The sequence below is a fragment of the Emticicia sp. SJ17W-69 genome, from assembly GCF_051209875.1.
In the GTDB taxonomy this organism is placed as follows: Bacteria; Bacteroidota; Bacteroidia; order Cytophagales; family Spirosomataceae; genus Emticicia.
In genome coordinates, this window is sequence record NZ_JBNTQY010000001.1 from 1,803,888 (window position 1) to 1,821,979 (window position 18,092).

At 32.5% G+C, this 18,092-nt stretch carries 12 protein-coding genes; 3 read left to right on the top strand and 9 right to left on the bottom strand.

The genetic code is table 11. From position 1 onward, the window contains the following. The first annotated feature begins 23 nt into the window (after positions 1-23). Positions 24-2,036 carry a toprim domain-containing protein gene (locus ACQUQZ_RS07405; protein ID WP_435354234.1) on the top strand — a complete coding sequence of 671 codons (2,013 nt, stop codon included), beginning with the start codon at positions 24-26 and terminating at the stop codon, positions 2,034-2,036. Between the two features lie 167 nt (positions 2,037-2,203). Here ACQUQZ_RS07405 and ACQUQZ_RS07410 read toward each other — a convergent pair whose 3' ends face one another. The 7 genes from ACQUQZ_RS07410 to ACQUQZ_RS07440 all read right to left on the bottom strand — a co-directional run bounded on the left by ACQUQZ_RS07410 (position 2,204) and on the right by ACQUQZ_RS07440 (position 11,402). After that, on the bottom strand, positions 2,204-3,475 hold the full coding sequence (locus tag ACQUQZ_RS07410; protein WP_435354235.1) for a TolC family protein: 1,272 nt from the start codon (positions 3,473-3,475) through the stop codon (positions 2,204-2,206). A gap of 91 nt (positions 3,476-3,566) precedes the next feature. Further along, entirely contained in the window at positions 3,567-5,009 is a 1,443-nt protein-coding gene (locus ACQUQZ_RS07415; RefSeq protein WP_435354236.1) for an HlyD family secretion protein, read from the bottom strand. Next, positions 5,009-7,198: a peptidase domain-containing ABC transporter gene (locus ACQUQZ_RS07420; RefSeq protein ID WP_435354237.1), complete on the bottom strand. Its 2,190-nt coding sequence runs from the start codon at positions 7,196-7,198 to the stop codon at positions 5,009-5,011. The genes ACQUQZ_RS07415 and ACQUQZ_RS07420 overlap by 1 nt, the downstream gene beginning before the upstream one ends. A gap of 311 nt (positions 7,199-7,509) precedes the next feature. Then, positions 7,510-8,838 (bottom strand): TlpA family protein disulfide reductase, encoded by a 1,329-nt coding sequence (locus ACQUQZ_RS07425; RefSeq protein WP_435354238.1) that lies wholly within the window; start codon positions 8,836-8,838, stop codon positions 7,510-7,512. 390 nt (positions 8,839-9,228) lie between these two features. Beyond that, positions 9,229-9,477, bottom strand: a complete 249-nt coding sequence (locus ACQUQZ_RS07430) for a hypothetical protein (RefSeq protein ID WP_435354239.1) — start codon at positions 9,475-9,477, stop codon at positions 9,229-9,231. Between the two features lie 35 nt (positions 9,478-9,512). Next, the gene (locus ACQUQZ_RS07435) at positions 9,513-9,758 is read right to left on the bottom strand and encodes a hypothetical protein (RefSeq protein ID WP_435354240.1); all 246 of its coding nucleotides are present in this window, start codon (positions 9,756-9,758) and stop codon (positions 9,513-9,515) included. A 27-nt stretch (positions 9,759-9,785) separates the two neighbouring features. Next, complete coding sequence (locus ACQUQZ_RS07440; protein ID WP_435354241.1) at positions 9,786-11,402, bottom strand: vitamin K epoxide reductase family protein; 1,617 nt, start codon at positions 11,400-11,402, stop codon at positions 9,786-9,788. A 294-nt stretch (positions 11,403-11,696) separates the two neighbouring features. On the opposite strand from ACQUQZ_RS07440, the gene ACQUQZ_RS07445 reads away from it, so the two are divergent. Beyond that, positions 11,697-11,906: a helix-turn-helix domain-containing protein gene (locus tag ACQUQZ_RS07445; RefSeq protein WP_435354242.1), complete on the top strand. Its 210-nt coding sequence runs from the start codon at positions 11,697-11,699 to the stop codon at positions 11,904-11,906. Between the two features lie 555 nt (positions 11,907-12,461). Here the strand turns inward: ACQUQZ_RS07445 and ACQUQZ_RS07450 are convergent. Continuing rightward, a complete protein-coding gene (locus tag ACQUQZ_RS07450; RefSeq protein ID WP_435354243.1) occupies positions 12,462-12,674 on the bottom strand; it encodes a hypothetical protein in 213 nt (70 codons plus the stop codon). 353 nt (positions 12,675-13,027) lie between these two features. Between ACQUQZ_RS07450 and ACQUQZ_RS07455 the strand changes: the two genes are divergently transcribed. Continuing rightward, positions 13,028-16,813, top strand: a complete 3,786-nt coding sequence (locus ACQUQZ_RS07455) for a YecA family protein (protein WP_435354244.1) — start codon at positions 13,028-13,030, stop codon at positions 16,811-16,813. A gap of 91 nt (positions 16,814-16,904) precedes the next feature. On the opposite strand, the gene ACQUQZ_RS07460 is transcribed toward ACQUQZ_RS07455, so the two are convergent. Then, complete coding sequence (locus tag ACQUQZ_RS07460) at positions 16,905-17,813, bottom strand: exonuclease domain-containing protein (protein WP_435354245.1); 909 nt, start codon at positions 17,811-17,813, stop codon at positions 16,905-16,907. Between the last annotated feature and the right edge of the window lie 279 nt (positions 17,814-18,092).

The following is an 18,092-nucleotide window of genomic DNA, read 5'->3' on the forward strand; positions in this document are numbered from 1 at the left end:
CTAGTTTTTTTTACAATATTTTTATGAATAAAGAAGAAATTTTGGGCATAACCCAAGGTGGATTTGCTGTGTTCAAGCATTTCCTACCGATTACATTCAAAGTAGGAAAAAACTTCCTAAACCCTTTTTATAATGATACCAAAGCATCCTGCAATATCTATTTCGATAAAAATGCTAAAATTTATAAAATTAAAGACTTTGGAGACAATCGCTTCAATGGAGATTGCTTCTCTTTTGTGGCAGCAATCAAAGACCTAAATACTACAAATAAAGAAGATTTTAGAGAGGTTCTAAAAATCATAGAACAAGAACTACAATTATCCGATTCACCGATGAAATTCAAACAATTGGCTAAAACCAACGAAATAATAGACACACCCTCAAATAGCATTGAAAACATTACTTTCAAAGAATTTTCAGAAACTGAATTAGTATTCTGGAAACAATTTGGTATCAAACGAATAACTTTAGAAGCATTCAAAGTCGTAAGTATTCAACACTTTCAAGCCAAAAATAAAAATGGCAATTACTACACCATTGAAAACCATGAAACAGAACCTGTTTTTGGCTACAAAAACAAACACTTTATAAAAGTATATCGTCCGAATTCTGAATTGCGTTTCCTCTTTCTCGGTGAAAAGTCGGATAACTACGTTTTCGGACTCGATCACCTGCCTCCACGTGGCGATGTCTTATTTATCACGGGTGGTGAAAAAGATGTACTGAGTTTATTTGCACATGGCTTTTTCTCCATTTGTTTCAACTCTGAAAACGCAGCAATTCCTCCAGACGTGATTCGTAAATTATCTTATCGCTTTCGACATATTGTCCTATTATATGATGTTGATAAGGCAGGCCTCAATGCGGTAACCCACCACCAACAAAAACTCAAAGATTTTGACATCAAGGTAATGCTCCTACCTCTTTCTGGTAAAAAAAACGAAAAAGACATATCCGACTTTTTCCGACTTGGCCATACCGCTGACGAATTGAAAATACAATTCAATCACCTACTTGAAAATCTTTATGCCCAGACTTTCGCAATGCTCAAGTCCTGTGAAATTGATTTCAAACGCCCACCAAAAATACCCAAACCCTTAGTAACCATCGCAGGTGTAACCATAGGGAGTCAAGGAAATCTATTAGGAATAACAGGCAGTGAAGGATCAGGAAAATCTAATTTTCTTGGAGGTATGATTGCGGGAGCTTTGGCCCAAACAGGCCAAAAAGTAGATAGCTTAGGAACGCAAGTCTTACCTAACCTATCGGGTAAAGCTTTGCTTTATTTCGATACCGAGCAATCAGAAGACCAGCTCTACCGCAACCTCAACTATATTTTGCAGCGTTGCGAATTAGATACTCCGCCAGAATGGTTCAAAGCCTACTGCCTCATAAACCTCAGTCGTCGAGAGCGAATGCATGTAATCATGCAATCTGTCGATAAATTCCACCATCAATTTAATGGTGTTCATGCAGTAGTCATAGACGGAATAGGGGATTTAATCAGTAGCCTAAATGACGAACGAGAAAGCGTAAATCTCATCGAAGAACTACACCGTATGGCAGGAATCTATCAAACTTGCATTGCTTGCGTATTGCACCTAGTACCAAGTGGAGTCAAATTGCGTGGACATCTGGGTTCAGAATTACAACGTAAGTCAGCAGGAATTCTCTGCATTGAAAAAGATGAAAATACTGATATAAGCTGCATTAAAGCTCTAAAAGTTCGCTCTGGAAGTCCACTTGATGTTCCACTCATTCAATTTGCTTGGGACAAAGAAAAAGGCTATCATGTTCACATAGGAGAAAAACCAAAAGAACACAAGCAACAAAGAAAAATTGATGATTTGACAAACGTTGCAACCGAACTCTTCAAAGACAAAGAAAAAATAACCTACTCCCAATTAATGAATTTCTTAGCAGAAATGATGGGAGTAACCGACCGAATGGCAAAAAACTACATCCGTTTTATGCAAGACCACAGCATCATCGAACACACTTCAATCGGCAAAGATTTTCAACTTTGTAAATCTTAATAATTCAATTCAAAAAGTAAATATAGTTGACGTGATTCCTGAACAATTAACAAGACATTTCATCCATACCATAATGCTGGCAAAGCAGTAGAAGCAAAGTGATTATAACCGGAACCATCTAAAGTCAGAAAAAACAAACTAGTTTAAGTCGACTTAAATCAACAATTTTACATATTTGAATAATAATCCAACATTATTTTTCTAAAATAAAATTCATATTTAGACTGAATTAGATTCGACTTTGACTTTTCGAGATTAATACGAAAAGTATTCAACTCAATGGCATGAAGTAAGCCTTCTAAATAACGATCTTTTGCAGAATCGTAGGCAATTTGTTGAGCATAAACCTGCCTTTGAGCAGCCTTTAGCTTTTCTTGGGCAATTTTGGCAGTTAGATACGCCTGCTCAATTTCTTGCTTTGTTTGAAGTTTTGTTTGTGAAAGCTGAGTCTCAATAATTTTTTGGTTGACTTGGGCATTACTGATCCGTCCTTTAACCTGCCCATTAGTATAAATTGGAAAATTGATACTTAAACGTGCGAATTGATTCAAATTAAAGCCTAATTGATGGAAATAATTATATTCTTTCGCTGCTGCACTCGAATACGCTGAGCCGAATCCTGTACCCAACGAAACAGTTGGGTATTTCCCTGCTTCGGCGAGTTTTATGCCTATGCTGGCACTTCGTACTCGAAATTCTGCACTTTTGATAATTGGTTGAAAGTAAAGCCCTGAAAGAATATTTTGCAAGTAATTATCATTTAAAAGAATAGTTTTTTCCTCTACCAAACTATTCTCAATATCAAAAGCCGTAAAATTAGGGAAAGCCATTAATTGTGTCAATGAGAGTTTTGAAACATCAATATTGTTTTTGGCATTCAAGGCATCAAATTCGGCGGTAGCAAGTTGTGCATCTAAATCAATCAAATTGGTTTTGGGCATATTTCCTTCACTAACCAATGCCTTCACTCTATCATATTGTACTTGGATATTTTGAATTTGTTCTTGAGAAATTTTTGATAATTCTTGATTCATCAACACCTGCATATAAGCAAGGGTAATTCGAGTTCGTAATTCATTTTTTGCTCCCTGAATTTCTAAATGGTCGGCTTCGGCATTGTATTGATTTTGAATAATTTGATTTTTGAGCGAAAAACCACTGAAAATCGTAAAATTAGCATTTGCACCAAACGAATTAGACGATATAGTTCGTTGTATAAAATCATTTGAAAATGGGTCAATGCTCCGACCAGAATTAATCCCCTGAGAAAAAGACCCTAAAAGATTAGGATAAATTGCTTTTTCTGACTGTTCTAAAGTATTTTCAGATTGCTTCAATCTCAACTCTTTCAATTTTACATCAAAATTATGCTTATAGGCGTATTCAATACATTGGTTGAGAGAAAAACGATGTTGTGCATCTCCTTCAAAGTAAAACAAGATTAGAATTAGTAGTAGAAAATATTTTAAAATACAGTTTTCCATATAAAACAAAACTCCATTTAGGGGTTGGGCGTCCGCAACAACTGGGTTATCTCTCAAAAACGCTCATAAATTCTTTTAAAAACCTTTCAATAAGTCTTTTATCTTCCGTTATTATTTCCCCAGTAGCAGTCATTCCATTGCGAAAAGGAATAGTTTTATTAGCTGATGTCGTTAATCCTTTTGGGAAACTTACTTTAACAAAATAAACCGAGTCTATCGGAATTTCGGAAATACTTTTAATCTGCCCACGTAGTGTACCATACTCTTCATAAGAGTAACTTTGAAGCTTGATGATAATTTCCTGCCCACGTTTTACTTTGCCAAAATTAAATTGACCGATATTCATTTCTCCATGAAACCCTTCTCCCTTTGGTAAAACATAAAGCAATTCTTGTCCTGTTTTTACTGATTGGTTTTCTTGTAGTGATGTCAAAAAAATCACCTTCCCTGCCGTTGGAGCAATAGCAATGTAGCGTTGTTTCCAGGATTCAATATCACTTTTTAAAGTGTGCATGGCTTGAATGAGGGCATTTTTCTGCTCAGTAATTGTCTTGTCTAATTCTAAAATCTCTTGTTGCTTTTGGTTTTGCGACATTATATTATTCTTCATCGAACTGAGCATTTGCTCATTGCTTTGCTGTTTGCTAAGCACTTTGCTCATGGCTTGCCGATAATCATTTTTTGATACGTAGCCTTTTTCTTGTAATCGCTTTTGGCTTTCGAGTTCGTCTTCGGCTAATGCCAAATCTTTTTGATTATTCTTTATTTGATTTTTCAGATTTATCTGTAAAGAATTTAGTTGAGTATAATCATTTTCAATCATTTTTCGTTTTTGCAAATAAGTACCAGTACCCACAAAAGACTTTACTCTGGTAAATATTTCTTGAAAAACCTGATATGATTTTTGTAATTCACCCAATTTAAAAAAAGATGGAATCTCGACAGTATAAACGGCTGAAAGGTTATCTTTTGTTGTCAGATTTACTAATGAATCAGTTAAGTCACTCAAAATCAAAACTTCCTTATGGTTGGCAGTGCTTTCAAAGAAGGCTATTTTTTGACCTTCTTGCACAGTTTGCCCATCATTTACTAAGAGTTTTACCAATTTTCCATCAGTTTTTGCAATGACTGATTTAGGTAGGTTTTGTGAAACAATTTTAAGATTTCCTCTCACTAAATCAGGATAACGCACAAACCATGTAACTGCTAACATTAATATTAAAACAAAGAAAAATATTGTGATACCCCAACGAATAAGCCAAGCGGGTGGTTTGCTCAAAATTTCGTTCACCTCGAAGCTCCGTAGTTCGGGTATTCTGTCGTTATTGCCATCATTCCAGCCATTTTTATTATTGTTTAATGGCGGTTCAGGAGGAATAATGGTTGCTTGCTTAAGCAACTCACTTGTACTTTCTATACCTTTTCCACCTAACAATTCCATTAGATTTGTTCGGAGCAGTTTTTCTGAAATATTTGATTTTTCTTCCATCAATTCCCCAATTCTAACTGATTTTTTACTAACTCAAAATATTTTCCGTGTCTTTGCGTAAGTTCGGCATGAGTTCCAACTTCTACAATTTCTCCTTTCTCCATAACTACAATTTGGTCGGCATTTTTTACTGTGCTTAGTCGGTGAGCTACTACAATTACCGTCCTGTTTTGAAAGAATTCTTCTAAATTTGCCATGATTATGCTTTCGTTATTGGCATCAAGTGCGTTGGTCGCTTCATCGAAAAATATAAAATCGGGGTTTTTATAAACGGCTCGGGCAATTAGCATTCTTTGCTTTTGACCTTGGGAAATACCATTTCCTTCCGCACCAATTTTGGTATTATAGCTCAACGGTAGTTCTTCAATAAACGATTGAATATTAGCTACTTTTACTGCATGAAGAAGCTTTTTTGTATCTGGAAATTCATCGCTGAAAGCAATATTCTCAGCAATAGTATCTGAGAAAATAACACCTTCTTGCATCACTGTTCCACATTTGCTACGCCAGAGTTTATGACTGATATTGTCGAACGAAACATTCCCTAATCGTATTTCTCCACTTTGAGGTTTATAAAATTTTAGTAATAATTTTAATAATGTGGTTTTTCCACTACCACTTGTACCTACAATTGCTGTTATTTTTCCTTGTGGAATTGTTAAATTAATATTTTTCAAAACAGGTTCATTACCTGCACCTGTATAAGTAAATGTGAGGTTTTTGAGTTGAATATCTTGATTAGCAGGCAAAATATGTAACAATGGTTTTTGTGTGGTTTCTTCATCATCAATTTCATGAATTTCATTCAATCTTTCGAGGCTGATTTGTGCATCTTGGTAATGTTGCATAAATTGTATCAATTGTTCCACTGGGCTATTGAGCTGCCCAATAATGTATTGTAGTGCCATCATCGCTCCCAGAGTCATTTGCCCATTAACAACCGCAGTTGCAGCCAAAAACGAAATTACTATGTTTTTGCCCTCATTGATAATCATTGCTCCAGTTTGCTGGTATTGTTGTAAAGCAAGCCCTTTAACGCTCAAATGAAAGTTTTTTACTTGTAAATTCTCCCACTCCCAACGTTTTTTTATTTCGGCGTTGTTGAGTTTTAATTCAGGAACAGACTGCACAAGCTGAATTAAAGAACTTTGATTTTGGCTTGCTAATGCAAAGCGTTTATTATCTAATTTTCGGCGATAACGTAGAAAAAACAATATCCAAATGCTATAGACTATGCTACTTAGCAAGACAACGCCAAAGATAGTAAGATTATAATAAGCTAAAACTACGCTAAAAATGATGAGATTGAACATTGAAAAAAGCACATTGAGCGATGTTCCCGTAAGGAACGATTCAATACGTTGGTGGTCGCCGATGCGTTGGAGAATATCACCTGTCTTCTTTGATTCAAAAAACGAAACAGGTAAACGCAAGAGTTTACCCAAAAAATCTGATAAAATACTCAGGTTAATGCGTGTACTGATATGGAGCAATATCCAGCTACGTATAAACTCTACCGACATTCTTCCTATAAAAAGCATTAATTGTGCCGCCAACACCAAATAAATAAAATGCAGATTTCGAGTTTGGATACCTGTATCTACTACTGATTGGGTAAGAAAGGGCAAAATAAGTTGCAAGATTGAACCAATAAAAAGTCCTAAGAAAAGTTGTAGGATAAGACGTTTATATTTGAAAACGTAGCCCGATAACATACTTAGGTTAATGCCCTTTGTTTGCTCATCAATTTCTTGATAAAATCTTTGAGTTGGCTCTAAAAGTAGTGCAATACCTGTTTTTTCGCCTTCAACTATAGTAGTTGCCCACTGGCTTTCAAATTCGCCATAAGAATATTTTACAAGACCCATGGCTGGGTCAGCAACAAAAACTTGGTTTTTTTTAATTTGATAAACTACAACAAAGTGATTCTGTTTCCAGTGTACGATGCATGGAAGTGGAGCATCCTTATCTAATTGTTTAAATGGCACCTTTACTGCCAAAGTTTTGAAACCAATGCTCTCAGCAGCTTCACTAATGCCTAATAGCGAAACCCCTTCCTTTCCAATTTGGGTTGCCTCACGTAGTTTTTGTATAGAAAACCCTCGCTCATAATGCTTTGCTACCATGCGTAGGCAGGTAGGACCGCAATCCATTGCATCATGTTGGCGATATAAGGAGAAGTTTGGCATATTGTTTATATTCTATCTTTTACCACAATACTTAGTCCGGTTAGGACTCATCAGTCAGGCGTACCTGTCCATGGTATCGTGTTGGCGTTTTATTGGTAAGTTGGACACATAAGATTTCTTTCTTTTGGCAAATTATATTGATTAGTGAAGTATTAAATGAGAACCGTAACATAAAATACCGTTTTATAAGTACGGCTTACACAAAGACTGATTTTAAAATCAGAATAATGGGTGTTATAAATCGCAACCGTTATATAAAATAATAAACTTAGAACGAGGAATTAATGATTTATGAGTACTAGCTTGTAGATTCAATTAAGTTTAAGAATTTCATTTCTCAACTCACTAATTGTATTACCACAATTTCTAAATAGGATTTTATTATTCTGATTAAGTATAATGTAAGTAGGGAAGCAATCTATAAGAAGAGTTTCAATTATATTTAAGTTATCTGGATTGGGATTGTTCTTACTTACAAAAAGATTCATCCACTCAAGATTTCTTTTAGATACAACTTTTTCGACACTTTTAAAGTCCGTATCATACGCTACGCTGATAAAATTTATTTTTTGTCCCAATTCTTGATATAATTTTTTTGTACTATCCATTTTTTCCATGCATGGTTTGCACCACGTTCCCCAAAAATAGATTAGTTTATTTCCTTTTATTTTATTAATCAAAACAGGGTTACCTCCTCTCAAATTAATAGCGTTTATGTTCCCAACAATTTCTCCTACTCGATAGTCGCTTACCTTTATTTTTTGTAAATCCACTTTTTGTAATTTCACAGTATCCCCAAATAATGAAACATATTTGATTTGGAAATAGTCATCCTCAAGTTTGAATGGTTCTGTTAATTTAAGCGTTGGCGTAAACTTAAAAAATTCTTTTTCCCCTATGAAAATTTTGGAATTGACTGTATATTTAGAAACAGGAAAAAAGGGATTCGTAATTGCTATTTTATAGTTTTTTTCATTTACGGTAAAAGTACCTAATTGGTGATGGTAGAGTAAAACAAATATATTTAAATCTCTTTTATCTAAATCTGAAAAATTATAACTTTCATCATCAAATGGTAATATTTTAAAAGTTACCGTATTCAAAATTTTTCGATTTTCATAAAAATATTCAAAATCAGAACTCATTGTTTGTAGAGAATCAAATTTGATTTTTTTTGAACGAGTATTTAGGTCATATTCAAATACTTCATCGTCAGTAAAATCTTTATTGTGATTTAAATCGCAAATAATTACTTTTTTATTGCCAATTATTCCTGAAAAAAAATCAATGGATTGGTTGATGGGTGTTTTTGAAAGTTTTGTAGAATCAAATTTGAAAAAATTATAACTTTGATAAAATTCATCGTAACTAATAGAATTCCTTTTGTAATCTTCAAATAATGATTGATCTGGTTGTAAATTAAAATGCTGTATTGCTATTTTTTTGTATATTTTTTTATTGTACTTGTAAAAAAGAGTATCACTTTTCGAAAGTCGAGGAACATATTCTGATATACCCAAATTACTAGCACCAGAAGTTCTTTGTAGCTTAATTATTATCGTTGAATCTGAAGAGTTTAATGCAAAGCAAATCGAAAGGGGAGATAATATTAAGATGAAAAATAGGATTTCTTTCTTCATAAAATTTTAGTTAAAAAAAATGAAAATCAAAAAATTAGTAATAAAAGTATACAGGTGAAATTTATATATTTAAAATATTAAATAATTGTCTGTTAAGTAATTGTACTAATTTGTAAATACACTAATAACTAATTGATTATCAATTCATTAGATAAATAAAAACCTAATCTAATTTTACATAATTATTAAGTATAAATTTGATAATTATTTTTGGTAAAATTGATGTTTTTTCAGTTTAAGTTATTTGATTTATCAAAATAATATAAAGCACATAACTATTAATAATTTATGTACTTTATATTATCTTATTGAATTGTTAAAATATTAGCTGTCAAATTATGTTTATATCAAATTTTAATTTTCTGAAAATATTAATTTTAAATTAGATAATTATGAAGGACAATTTTTTGTCGTGGCGGGGTCTGGACTTGGGGTTCCACACCAACATTTTCCAACTGAATTAGTTGAGGCATCTTCTGAACTACAATTACCTGAACATTCACAAGTAGGTGCTGTTTTACCAGGGGGACAAGTAGGCGAACAGGAAGCAAAGTCGTCACCAAGACCACCAGTTATTTGCTTCAATTGTTGTCTATTTAAAATTTCTACATTGCTTAAATTTAATATGTAATTTTTCATTTTGATAATTTATTTAATAATAATTTAAAATTTAATTATGCAAAAGAACAATTAACTTCTCTGGGGAAAGAATCTCCTGCATTTTCATAATATAAGCAAAATGCATCCTCCAATGTAACAGGATTAGGGTCAAATGCCGAACATTTTACTCCTGAACACTCTATTGTTTGACCATTTATACATGTTGCCTTACATGTTCCTGAATTATATTCCGATAATCCCCCGAATAAGTTTTTCATTTCCATTCGAGACAAAATTTTTCCATTTAATTGATGTTTCATAAAATTCAAATTTAAGAGTTAAATAATTTATTTATGATTTTCGAAAATCCTTTGTGAAAAATACTTCAAAACACCTTTCAAATCCTCTAATCGGTACAATTCAGGCATTTTAAATCCATCTAAATAAAGTGTTGGTGTGCCTACTATCTTTGCCATTTCACACCAAGTCATATGATATTCAATTATGTTTGAAGCCTTCTTGTCTTCTATAATCTCCAAAGCCTTTTGCCATTTTTCTATATTTCGTTCTTCATTTAAGTACCATTCATGCAGTGCATTGGCTTGTTGGTTTTTTGGTAGTGAGAGTATGCTACGAGCAACTATGCCTCGTTTATCATCGTCTTTGTTATTTGCTAAGAAAATTACCTGCACGTTAAGGTTTTCGGTAGTTTCTAATAGCCTTTCTATGGTTTTGTGCGTTTTGGCACATGGTTGACAAAATGGGTTTGTTACCATTGTAAGCGTATGCTCTGCATCTGGGTTGCCTACTAAAATTGTGCTCATATTTTTAGGCACAAACGGCATTTCATCTTGCTTGTGTAATAAACTCAAAAACAAATTGGGGTTGTTTTGAAAGCGTTTTAAGTCGTTTTTTAATGGTGCTACTTGTTGGCTTTTTTGTAAAAAAGGTTTTATGAAAACCCATACTAACACTACACCACTAAACCCTTGAAGGGAAGCTATAAAATCGCCGTATGTCAGCGAAACAAGTTGTATTCTTAATTCTGAAAGGTAATTTACATTGAGCAAAAACTCTACTACAAAGAGTAATTGAACTGTCAGGCATAGTGTACACCATTGTTTAGCTACAAATGCTTGATAATAGATAGACCAACAAGTGTAAAATAATGCAGTTGCACCCAACGCCCAAAGTAGAAACATTGAATATGGATTTATTAATAAAGCTATAAAACCACTCGTAAAGTAGAAAAAACCTACTTCTGACCAACTCAACCATGAAGTAACTTGGGCAGCATTTGAACTCAAAATGGCATTGCAATTAGCTTTACCCCCAGCTTGACAAAGATTTTTAATAAATGGATTATTTTTGTCAATGCTTTGCCAAAGTAACAAACCGCTAACGATGATTCCTGTAAATTTTGTAAGCAAAAGAGCGTTATAATGCCAATCAGCAGCAAAATTATGGTAAAATAAGCTGATGGTCAGAAGTGAAGCACCAATCAATAGCAAAGGAATACGTAAGTTATTGAGGATTTCTTTTTTACGATTTTCTATAAAGTTTTTTTCTCCTGATTCTGTATTTGTTTCTGCCATTAAAACTACACCATCCCATTTCTTTAAAAAATCGTTTGTTTTTTCTCTTTTAAAACCCTCCTTTGTATGAACCCATTCAATAGCATCATCCTTTACAGATTTTACCAACGCAAATATACCTTGATTGATATGGAGATATGTCAAAAATGGTACTGGTAGTTCGGCTAATTGTTCAGGCTTTACACGTATTGCTACATTTTCTATATGCCACTCGTCGAGTGCATCGCTTGCTGCCAATAGACTTGGGTAATCTGGGTGGTTTTTGAGGGTTTCTTCTACTGTTTCTTCCGTTACTTTTGCACCAATAGCTTTGAGATATTGGTAAGTAGCAGCAACAGCATTGTCTTTGGTTTGAGTAAATTTAAACATACAGCTAATCGAAATTTAAACATTAAAAATCGTAATAGTACATAAACTTTATAAAAATTTGCAGTCCAGACGTGTAATGGTTGTATGTGTAATGAAAGTTTACCTTTTGGAAGTGATACAAATATGGAGCAACAAATTGTACATTCCTATGCAAAAACGCATAATCGTTATGCAGTTTTGCATAATTATTAATGCGTAAAAATACGTATTATTAATAGGTGTTTTTACGCTAAAATATCTCAAAAAATTCCCTCTATTTTGCATTTTTTTAAATCCTCTAACTACAAATTTTACATGACCTACGGCACTAAACTCCGCAAAATAAGATTAGAAAAAGGTTTATCTCAAACTGCAGTTGCTAATAGCATTGGACTTGACCAAAGCACCTACTCTCGCATAGAAAGCGACCTAAGCGAACCAAAAGCAGGGGTTTTAATGAAAATAGCTAAGTTTTACGAGGTAGAAATTTCTTCACTTTATCCTTCAAAACAAAAACATACATAGGATCTATTTTTACTAAAAATTCTTAAATCAAAATAATAACTTCTATTACATCCAATGTTCCTTTTACAACTCGATGATATACTTTTTTCAGCAGACTATAAATAAAGTTCCTGATACATCAACGGTGACCTCATCATAGGTTGAACAATATGGCAAACTGACGGTGAAAAAACAATGTTGGAAAAGTAACCATGGCAGACCAAATTAGTTGAACGATGGTTGCTAAACGACGGTGGCTGAGCGAAGCAGAACTCAGCCGAAGCCTAAACCAGTTCCATGAATCACTAGAAAAGATAACAAAGTGTTCAAACATGAATAGGCCTGTTTGAAATTCAGGGAGCTAAATATCCAATTTTACGACAACTCTGAAAGAGTCGAACTTAAAATCACTTCAAAAGTTCAAAAAAAGAATGATAGTGAAAGTCTCATAGCAGCAGACCAACAGTAGGAAAGTGATGGTGACAAAGTGAAGTTAACTGAGCGAAGCCGAAGCCAACCGAAGCACTTGGGAAATCAGGGAAATTCCCCTATACGTGATTTCCCAAATTTCCCAAACTAATTTTGTTCAATTCCTCCCAAGAGATCATTTTTTAGACCAAGCGAATCGAAGTCAGTTTTAAAAATAATTTGATCTATTATTTTTTGGCCAATTGACATCAAATCTTCTTTAGAAGTATTTGAAAGTTGCTTTTTAATATTTTGTTTACCATTAACTCCATCTCTAATAAGCATACTTAATAACAAAGCATTTTCAGGAGTAATTTCCAACGAAATATTTATCTTTTGATTGACCATACCTTAGAAAAATTAAGCGTGAGTCATCACCTACACTTCGCATCTGAGGCTCTGGTAAGCCCGTACAACAAAGCAAAGTAACGCCCACGCATAGCATGGGCGTTTACACTTTACTTCCCGTTGTACAATAAAATTTACCAGATTTCAGATACAGGAACTTCAGCTAAACGCTAATCAATATGTTTTATTAAATTTTTTGTTGTATGGGAATATTTTCTGTAAATTTATAAACTACCATATTGAGAAACAAATTTTAATGCAATAGTATCTTTGATTGAGTATAATGTTCTAAATCTATTTTTTAACTTTACAAGTCATAAAAACAAATGTATATAGGTCGAAATGATGCTTGTTTCTGCGGAAGTGGTAAAAAATATAAAAAGTGTTGTATGGATAATTTAGAGTCGATTAATAGACATAAATTAACCAGTGAATTTGATAAGCCTACTTTACAAAAATCCAAACACAAACACATTGAGTATTTTAGTAATTTTAATAGTGCTGAATTATTAAAAATATTAGCATTTTTACAGTTATTTTCACTAAATCATGGAAAAAATATAAGAATTGATGATATTCAAAGACAAATCATACTTTCTGATAAAGGAAGTTTAGTCAAAGCCAGTTATAGTGAAATTGAAAAGTATATAGGTCAAAACTTTAGGTCTCACCATCTTGAAGACCCTCCAGAAAATTTGTTTACTGAAAATATCATGACCTCCCGAGGAAATTATACAATATTCCCCGGTCTATCGGAAGGACATCCATTCATCTTACAACAATTTCTAAAGATACTCTCAGAAAAAGATAGTATCAAAGACAATAACCTTAGAGTAAATACCCTTAATTCATGCCTTTTTCTGCTTAAACTATCAGATATAATCGCTACTAATTTTGGCTACACTCGTAACATAGGTGCAGACTTATCCGATGGTAATGCTATATATTTTCCTCCAGAAATGGATTTTTATAAGTATTCAACAGTTTTTGAATTTAGTAAAATTGAAATAGATGAATTATTGCTATCATTTAATTTGAGGCATGAACATATTGAAGATTATTTAATTCATTTAGAAAATATAGAATTACTTAATTCAGAACCTGACAAAAATCCAATTATTTATAAACCGCTAAGAAGGTTTAATGAAACCTATATTGTTCTATCGCCAACCAATCTTGTTTTTGCAGGGATTAATAACATTCTGAGACAATTTCAAAAAAAGAATATTCTTGATAATTTTTTAGAGATATTTGCTAAGCAGTGTTCTTCATACTCAAATTTCATTTTTAGTGAAATCGGATTTCGTCAGGTTCATTATCCTTTCTCACCAACACCCCTTCCTATTATTGAACATTTATTTTTATTTGACCAAAATAAAATTGCGTATGTGTGTATATTTTTTGATAATGGAGAAGGCTACAATGTTAATTCTCCACTATCAACTTTTTATGGTGATAAGAATAGCGACAAAGTATCTGAAAGACAGATGGCGATTTTTCTTGAACTTAAACAAGATAAACATTTTCAAGATTTTGAATTATTTTTCTTAAAAATAATCAACGGAATTGGACGAGCCGTTTCTTTCAGTACGGAGACTGTAAGCGAAGAAGTTGTTTATTTAGGTATTTCTATGCACGAACTTGACATTTTCTTTAAATCAAGGAAATGGCATGAACTCACTTTATTCAATTTTGCTAAAGCTTTACAATACTCGCAGAGTTTCTCAACATCATTTATAGATGCTATTTCATACTTTATTGAACATGATGAGAGTTTTTATACTAATGATGATAAACTTGATTTTTTGATAATAACACCAGGTTATGGACTATCTTATAAAAAAGACGCAGTTCAATATTTTGATGAGCATTTGGCTTTATTTAATGAAGGTCATTTAAGGCATCTATTACCCGTATCAAGAGAAAAACTTCCTGCAAAATTACCAATTTACTCAACAGGTGTTCTAAAAAAACAGTTATCCTATAAAATTTATACTGAATGTGTCGGTATTCCTATGTGGATTTTACCCAAAGAGAATATTTATAAAATTAAAAGTAATGAAGAGTCTTTTAGAATTCAAATATGTATTGCAATAGCATATTGGTTGAACGAATTTTCTCCAATATTAAAATTAGCCTTTGTAGAAAAGTCAAACAAATCCATAAATATATTTATTTCTTCCTCGCCATTAATAATTAATAATGTCCCTATTAGAAGTTCTGGTATTAAAATTAATATAGTTAAGGGCGATGTTTTTATTGATTTAGATGAAAATTTTAATCATTCATTATACAAACTTGACAATACTGGAGAAAGAGAGCTAATGAAGAAATTAATTTATAATTTACTTTCCACCTTCTCTGATTATGACGAAAATTCAATAAAACATACTATTAAATCTGTAACTGAAAAGTATATCCCGGTTGGTAAAAAGAAAAAATTAATAGTACAAATACCAGATAAAAATATAAGGATAGACGATAAAAATACTTATAAAGTACGAATGTTATCTTCGTTTGAGATAAATAAACAATTAGATAATCTTGGAATAATTTTGACGGACAAACCATATAAACCAAGGAAGATTACTGATGAGACTAAAAAAAATAGTTTAGTAAATAAAATAGTATCCTACTTTGATTCAAACCTGAGAAGCTTATTGGAAAAGTATGACTTTACACAATTATTAAAGATTCTATTATCATATTATGAATCAACTATTCAGAAACGTGAATTATCTAAATTAGATATTGTTGCTCAAATTGAATGCTTTAAACACCACTGTGACATTGAAAAATACATTTTTGATAAAAATAAAAAAAATATACAGACGATAATTAGTTTACGATGCCTAATTGAATACATAGTTGCTTACCCTCCTAAAGGTAAAAAACACTTTAATTTAGAGTGTTTTGATATTTCGATGGCATACATGAATAATATAATTAATTGGGGATTTGTCAGCGATGGATTAAATTTTAAAATTAATAATATAGAAATTGATTTACTCCCTTCGGGTAGAGTAGGAACAGATAAAATATTCGAAAAAAACATAATGAATACATATTATAATCAAAAGTTTAGTGAAGATATTTTTGATTACCAGAAGAACTTTGATAAAATGTTTGAAGTTTCGGAAAAAGGGAACTCAAATAACGAAGAAAATGCTGATGTATATACATTTAAAAAAGCGTTTTATTTTGAGTTTGAATTTCCTTTTGATGATTTTATTCAATTGATTGAATATTCAATTGATTTAGCGAGAGCTGATGATGAACCAGTGTATTATAGTTCAATTGAAGTATATAAAAAATCTCTTACTGACAAATTTAATTTTTCTCATGAAATTATTGAGAAATTTATTGACCAATTTTCCATATGTGAAAGGAAAGACTTGAATGGAAAAGAATACAAATCATATGATTTTTTCCCATGGCAATTTAATAGGAATTTTTCTATCTTAAAAAAGCCATTTATTTTAGTAAATAGTGAAGATAAAGTGTATATTCTTTATGGATTTAGAACCATACATGATTTTTATCTCAATTTAGGAAATAAAATTTTTAGAGGGAAATATCAAGCAAAAAGCCCTGAAATGAAATCATTTCTATCGTCTGTAAATGATAAAAATGGAAAAGATTTTAATGAAGAAGTGTATAAGTTATTAAAGAAGAAGTTTAGTAACTGTATTGTTATGAAAGAGATAGGAATAGGCCCAAAATCAAAATTATTTAACCCAATAAATATTGGAGATATAGATATTTTATTGATAAATCCTGATAAAAGAAAAATTTTAGCAGTTGAATGTAAATGTATATCTGCTTCTAAAACACCTTTCGAGATGAATAATGAATTTCTAAAATTTATAGGAGGAAATAAGCCTTGGATACCCAAAACAGATAAAAGGAAGGAATGGATGATGAAAAACTTAAATAGTCTTTCAAATCTTGATACGACCATTCCACATCTCAATGATTATGAGTTTGAATATATTTATATAACTAATGAAGCTATTCCTCTACCACTTATAAAAGCTCATTTGGTAGAGTATAGATTTATCTCGCTTTATGATATAGAAATTGATATTAATTCCGTATTTGGAGAATTATAATTAAAGATTCTTGGAGATAGCTAATTTAACGTATGACATTTTATACTGTAAATAGACTTGTGTCAGTATTCAAAGTAATCTGACACAGGTTTTACAAATTCCTCAAAAAATCATTCTCCGAGATAACCTCAATTGCAGCACCTTTCTCAATTAGCTTAATCGCCTTTTCTTGTTTACTACTCATGCCATCATCGCCCACAACTTTGTAGTCTTGCTGTCCAACCACCAAAAAATCAGTATCTTTTGTTATAGCATTGCCGAGTATTCCACCAATATCAGCAATCGCTTGTTGTGCTTTGCTCCGTACCATTGATGAAAGAGTACCCGTAAAAACAACCGTTTTACCATAAAAAATACTCTTAGTATTATGTTTACTTAGGTCTCCTACAATCTGTTCGGCCACATTCTTATAGACCCGCTTCGTCTCCGAAGGGCTATATCCCCCCTCAAATAACTTCCCAACTGATGTCCTGAGTTTTTCAGGAAAATCTTCTACTGAATACACCTCAGCTCTATCAAAAGCCTTTAATGCCAATTCAGCAGTAGCTCTGCTGTCAGCTCCAGCTCTGTGGTGCTTAAATACAATACCATTTGCATTGCAAAGGGTCTTTAAGTCGTAGGCAGGCAACCCCTGCCACACCTTTTTCGAGAAAATATAACTACAAGAATACTGCAACGTCGGAAAAGGTAATTGATAAGCCTCCAATGTCCTACGCAGCACACTCATATCAAATCCCGCATTATGAGCAATCAAAAACTGATTTTCAATCAGTGGTTTTATCTCATCCCAAAGCACATCAAATTCTGGTTTATCCGCCACATCTTCGGGTCTAATGCCATGAATCAGCACATTAAAGTAATCAAAGTCAGCATACATGGGCTTTATCAACCACGACTTTGTTTCTACTATCTGTCTATCCTTCACAAACGTCAACCCAAGTTCACAGGGGCTATCTCTTTGGGCGGTTGCCGTTTCAAAATCAATCGTAATAAAGTCCATAATCTTAAATCCAATGATTAGTTTTTCAAATACAACATTTCAGCCGACTTTATTTGCATTCGTTTACCCCATTATTCCACTACCCATATCGCCGCTAACCATCAAGCATAATTAGAATAAGACCTAAATCACAGAAGTAAAAAAGTGTACTTAAATATTAAAAATAAAATGTGGAACGAAGTTATACTTGGTTCATTAAGCAGAAATAAACAGCAAGTTTTAATATCATTTCAGACTGTAAGACTATCACAAAACTCCCTCAACTGCAAGCAATTACTA

Excerpts from the sequence above, each read along its gene's own strand:
- ACQUQZ_RS07415 (WP_435354236.1), bottom strand. The coding sequence starts at position 5,009 with ATGGAAGAAAAATCAAATATTTCAGAAAAACTGCTCCGAACAAATCTA.
- ACQUQZ_RS07460 (WP_435354245.1), bottom strand. The coding sequence starts at position 17,813 with ATGGACTTTATTACGATTGATTTTGAAACGGCAACCGCCCAAAGAGAT.
- ACQUQZ_RS07420 (WP_435354237.1), bottom strand. The coding sequence starts at position 7,198 with ATGCCAAACTTCTCCTTATATCGCCAACATGATGCAATGGATTGCGGT.
- ACQUQZ_RS07435 (WP_435354240.1), bottom strand. The coding sequence starts at position 9,758 with ATGAAACATCAATTAAATGGAAAAATTTTGTCTCGAATGGAAATGAAA.
- ACQUQZ_RS07445 (WP_435354242.1), top strand. The coding sequence starts at position 11,697 with ATGACCTACGGCACTAAACTCCGCAAAATAAGATTAGAAAAAGGTTTA.
- ACQUQZ_RS07405 (WP_435354234.1), top strand. The coding sequence starts at position 24 with ATGAATAAAGAAGAAATTTTGGGCATAACCCAAGGTGGATTTGCTGTG.
- ACQUQZ_RS07425 (WP_435354238.1), bottom strand. The coding sequence starts at position 8,838 with ATGAAGAAAGAAATCCTATTTTTCATCTTAATATTATCTCCCCTTTCG.
- ACQUQZ_RS07455 (WP_435354244.1), top strand. The coding sequence starts at position 13,028 with ATGTATATAGGTCGAAATGATGCTTGTTTCTGCGGAAGTGGTAAAAAA.
- ACQUQZ_RS07430 (WP_435354239.1), bottom strand. The coding sequence starts at position 9,477 with ATGAAAAATTACATATTAAATTTAAGCAATGTAGAAATTTTAAATAGA.
- ACQUQZ_RS07440 (WP_435354241.1), bottom strand. The coding sequence starts at position 11,402 with ATGTTTAAATTTACTCAAACCAAAGACAATGCTGTTGCTGCTACTTAC.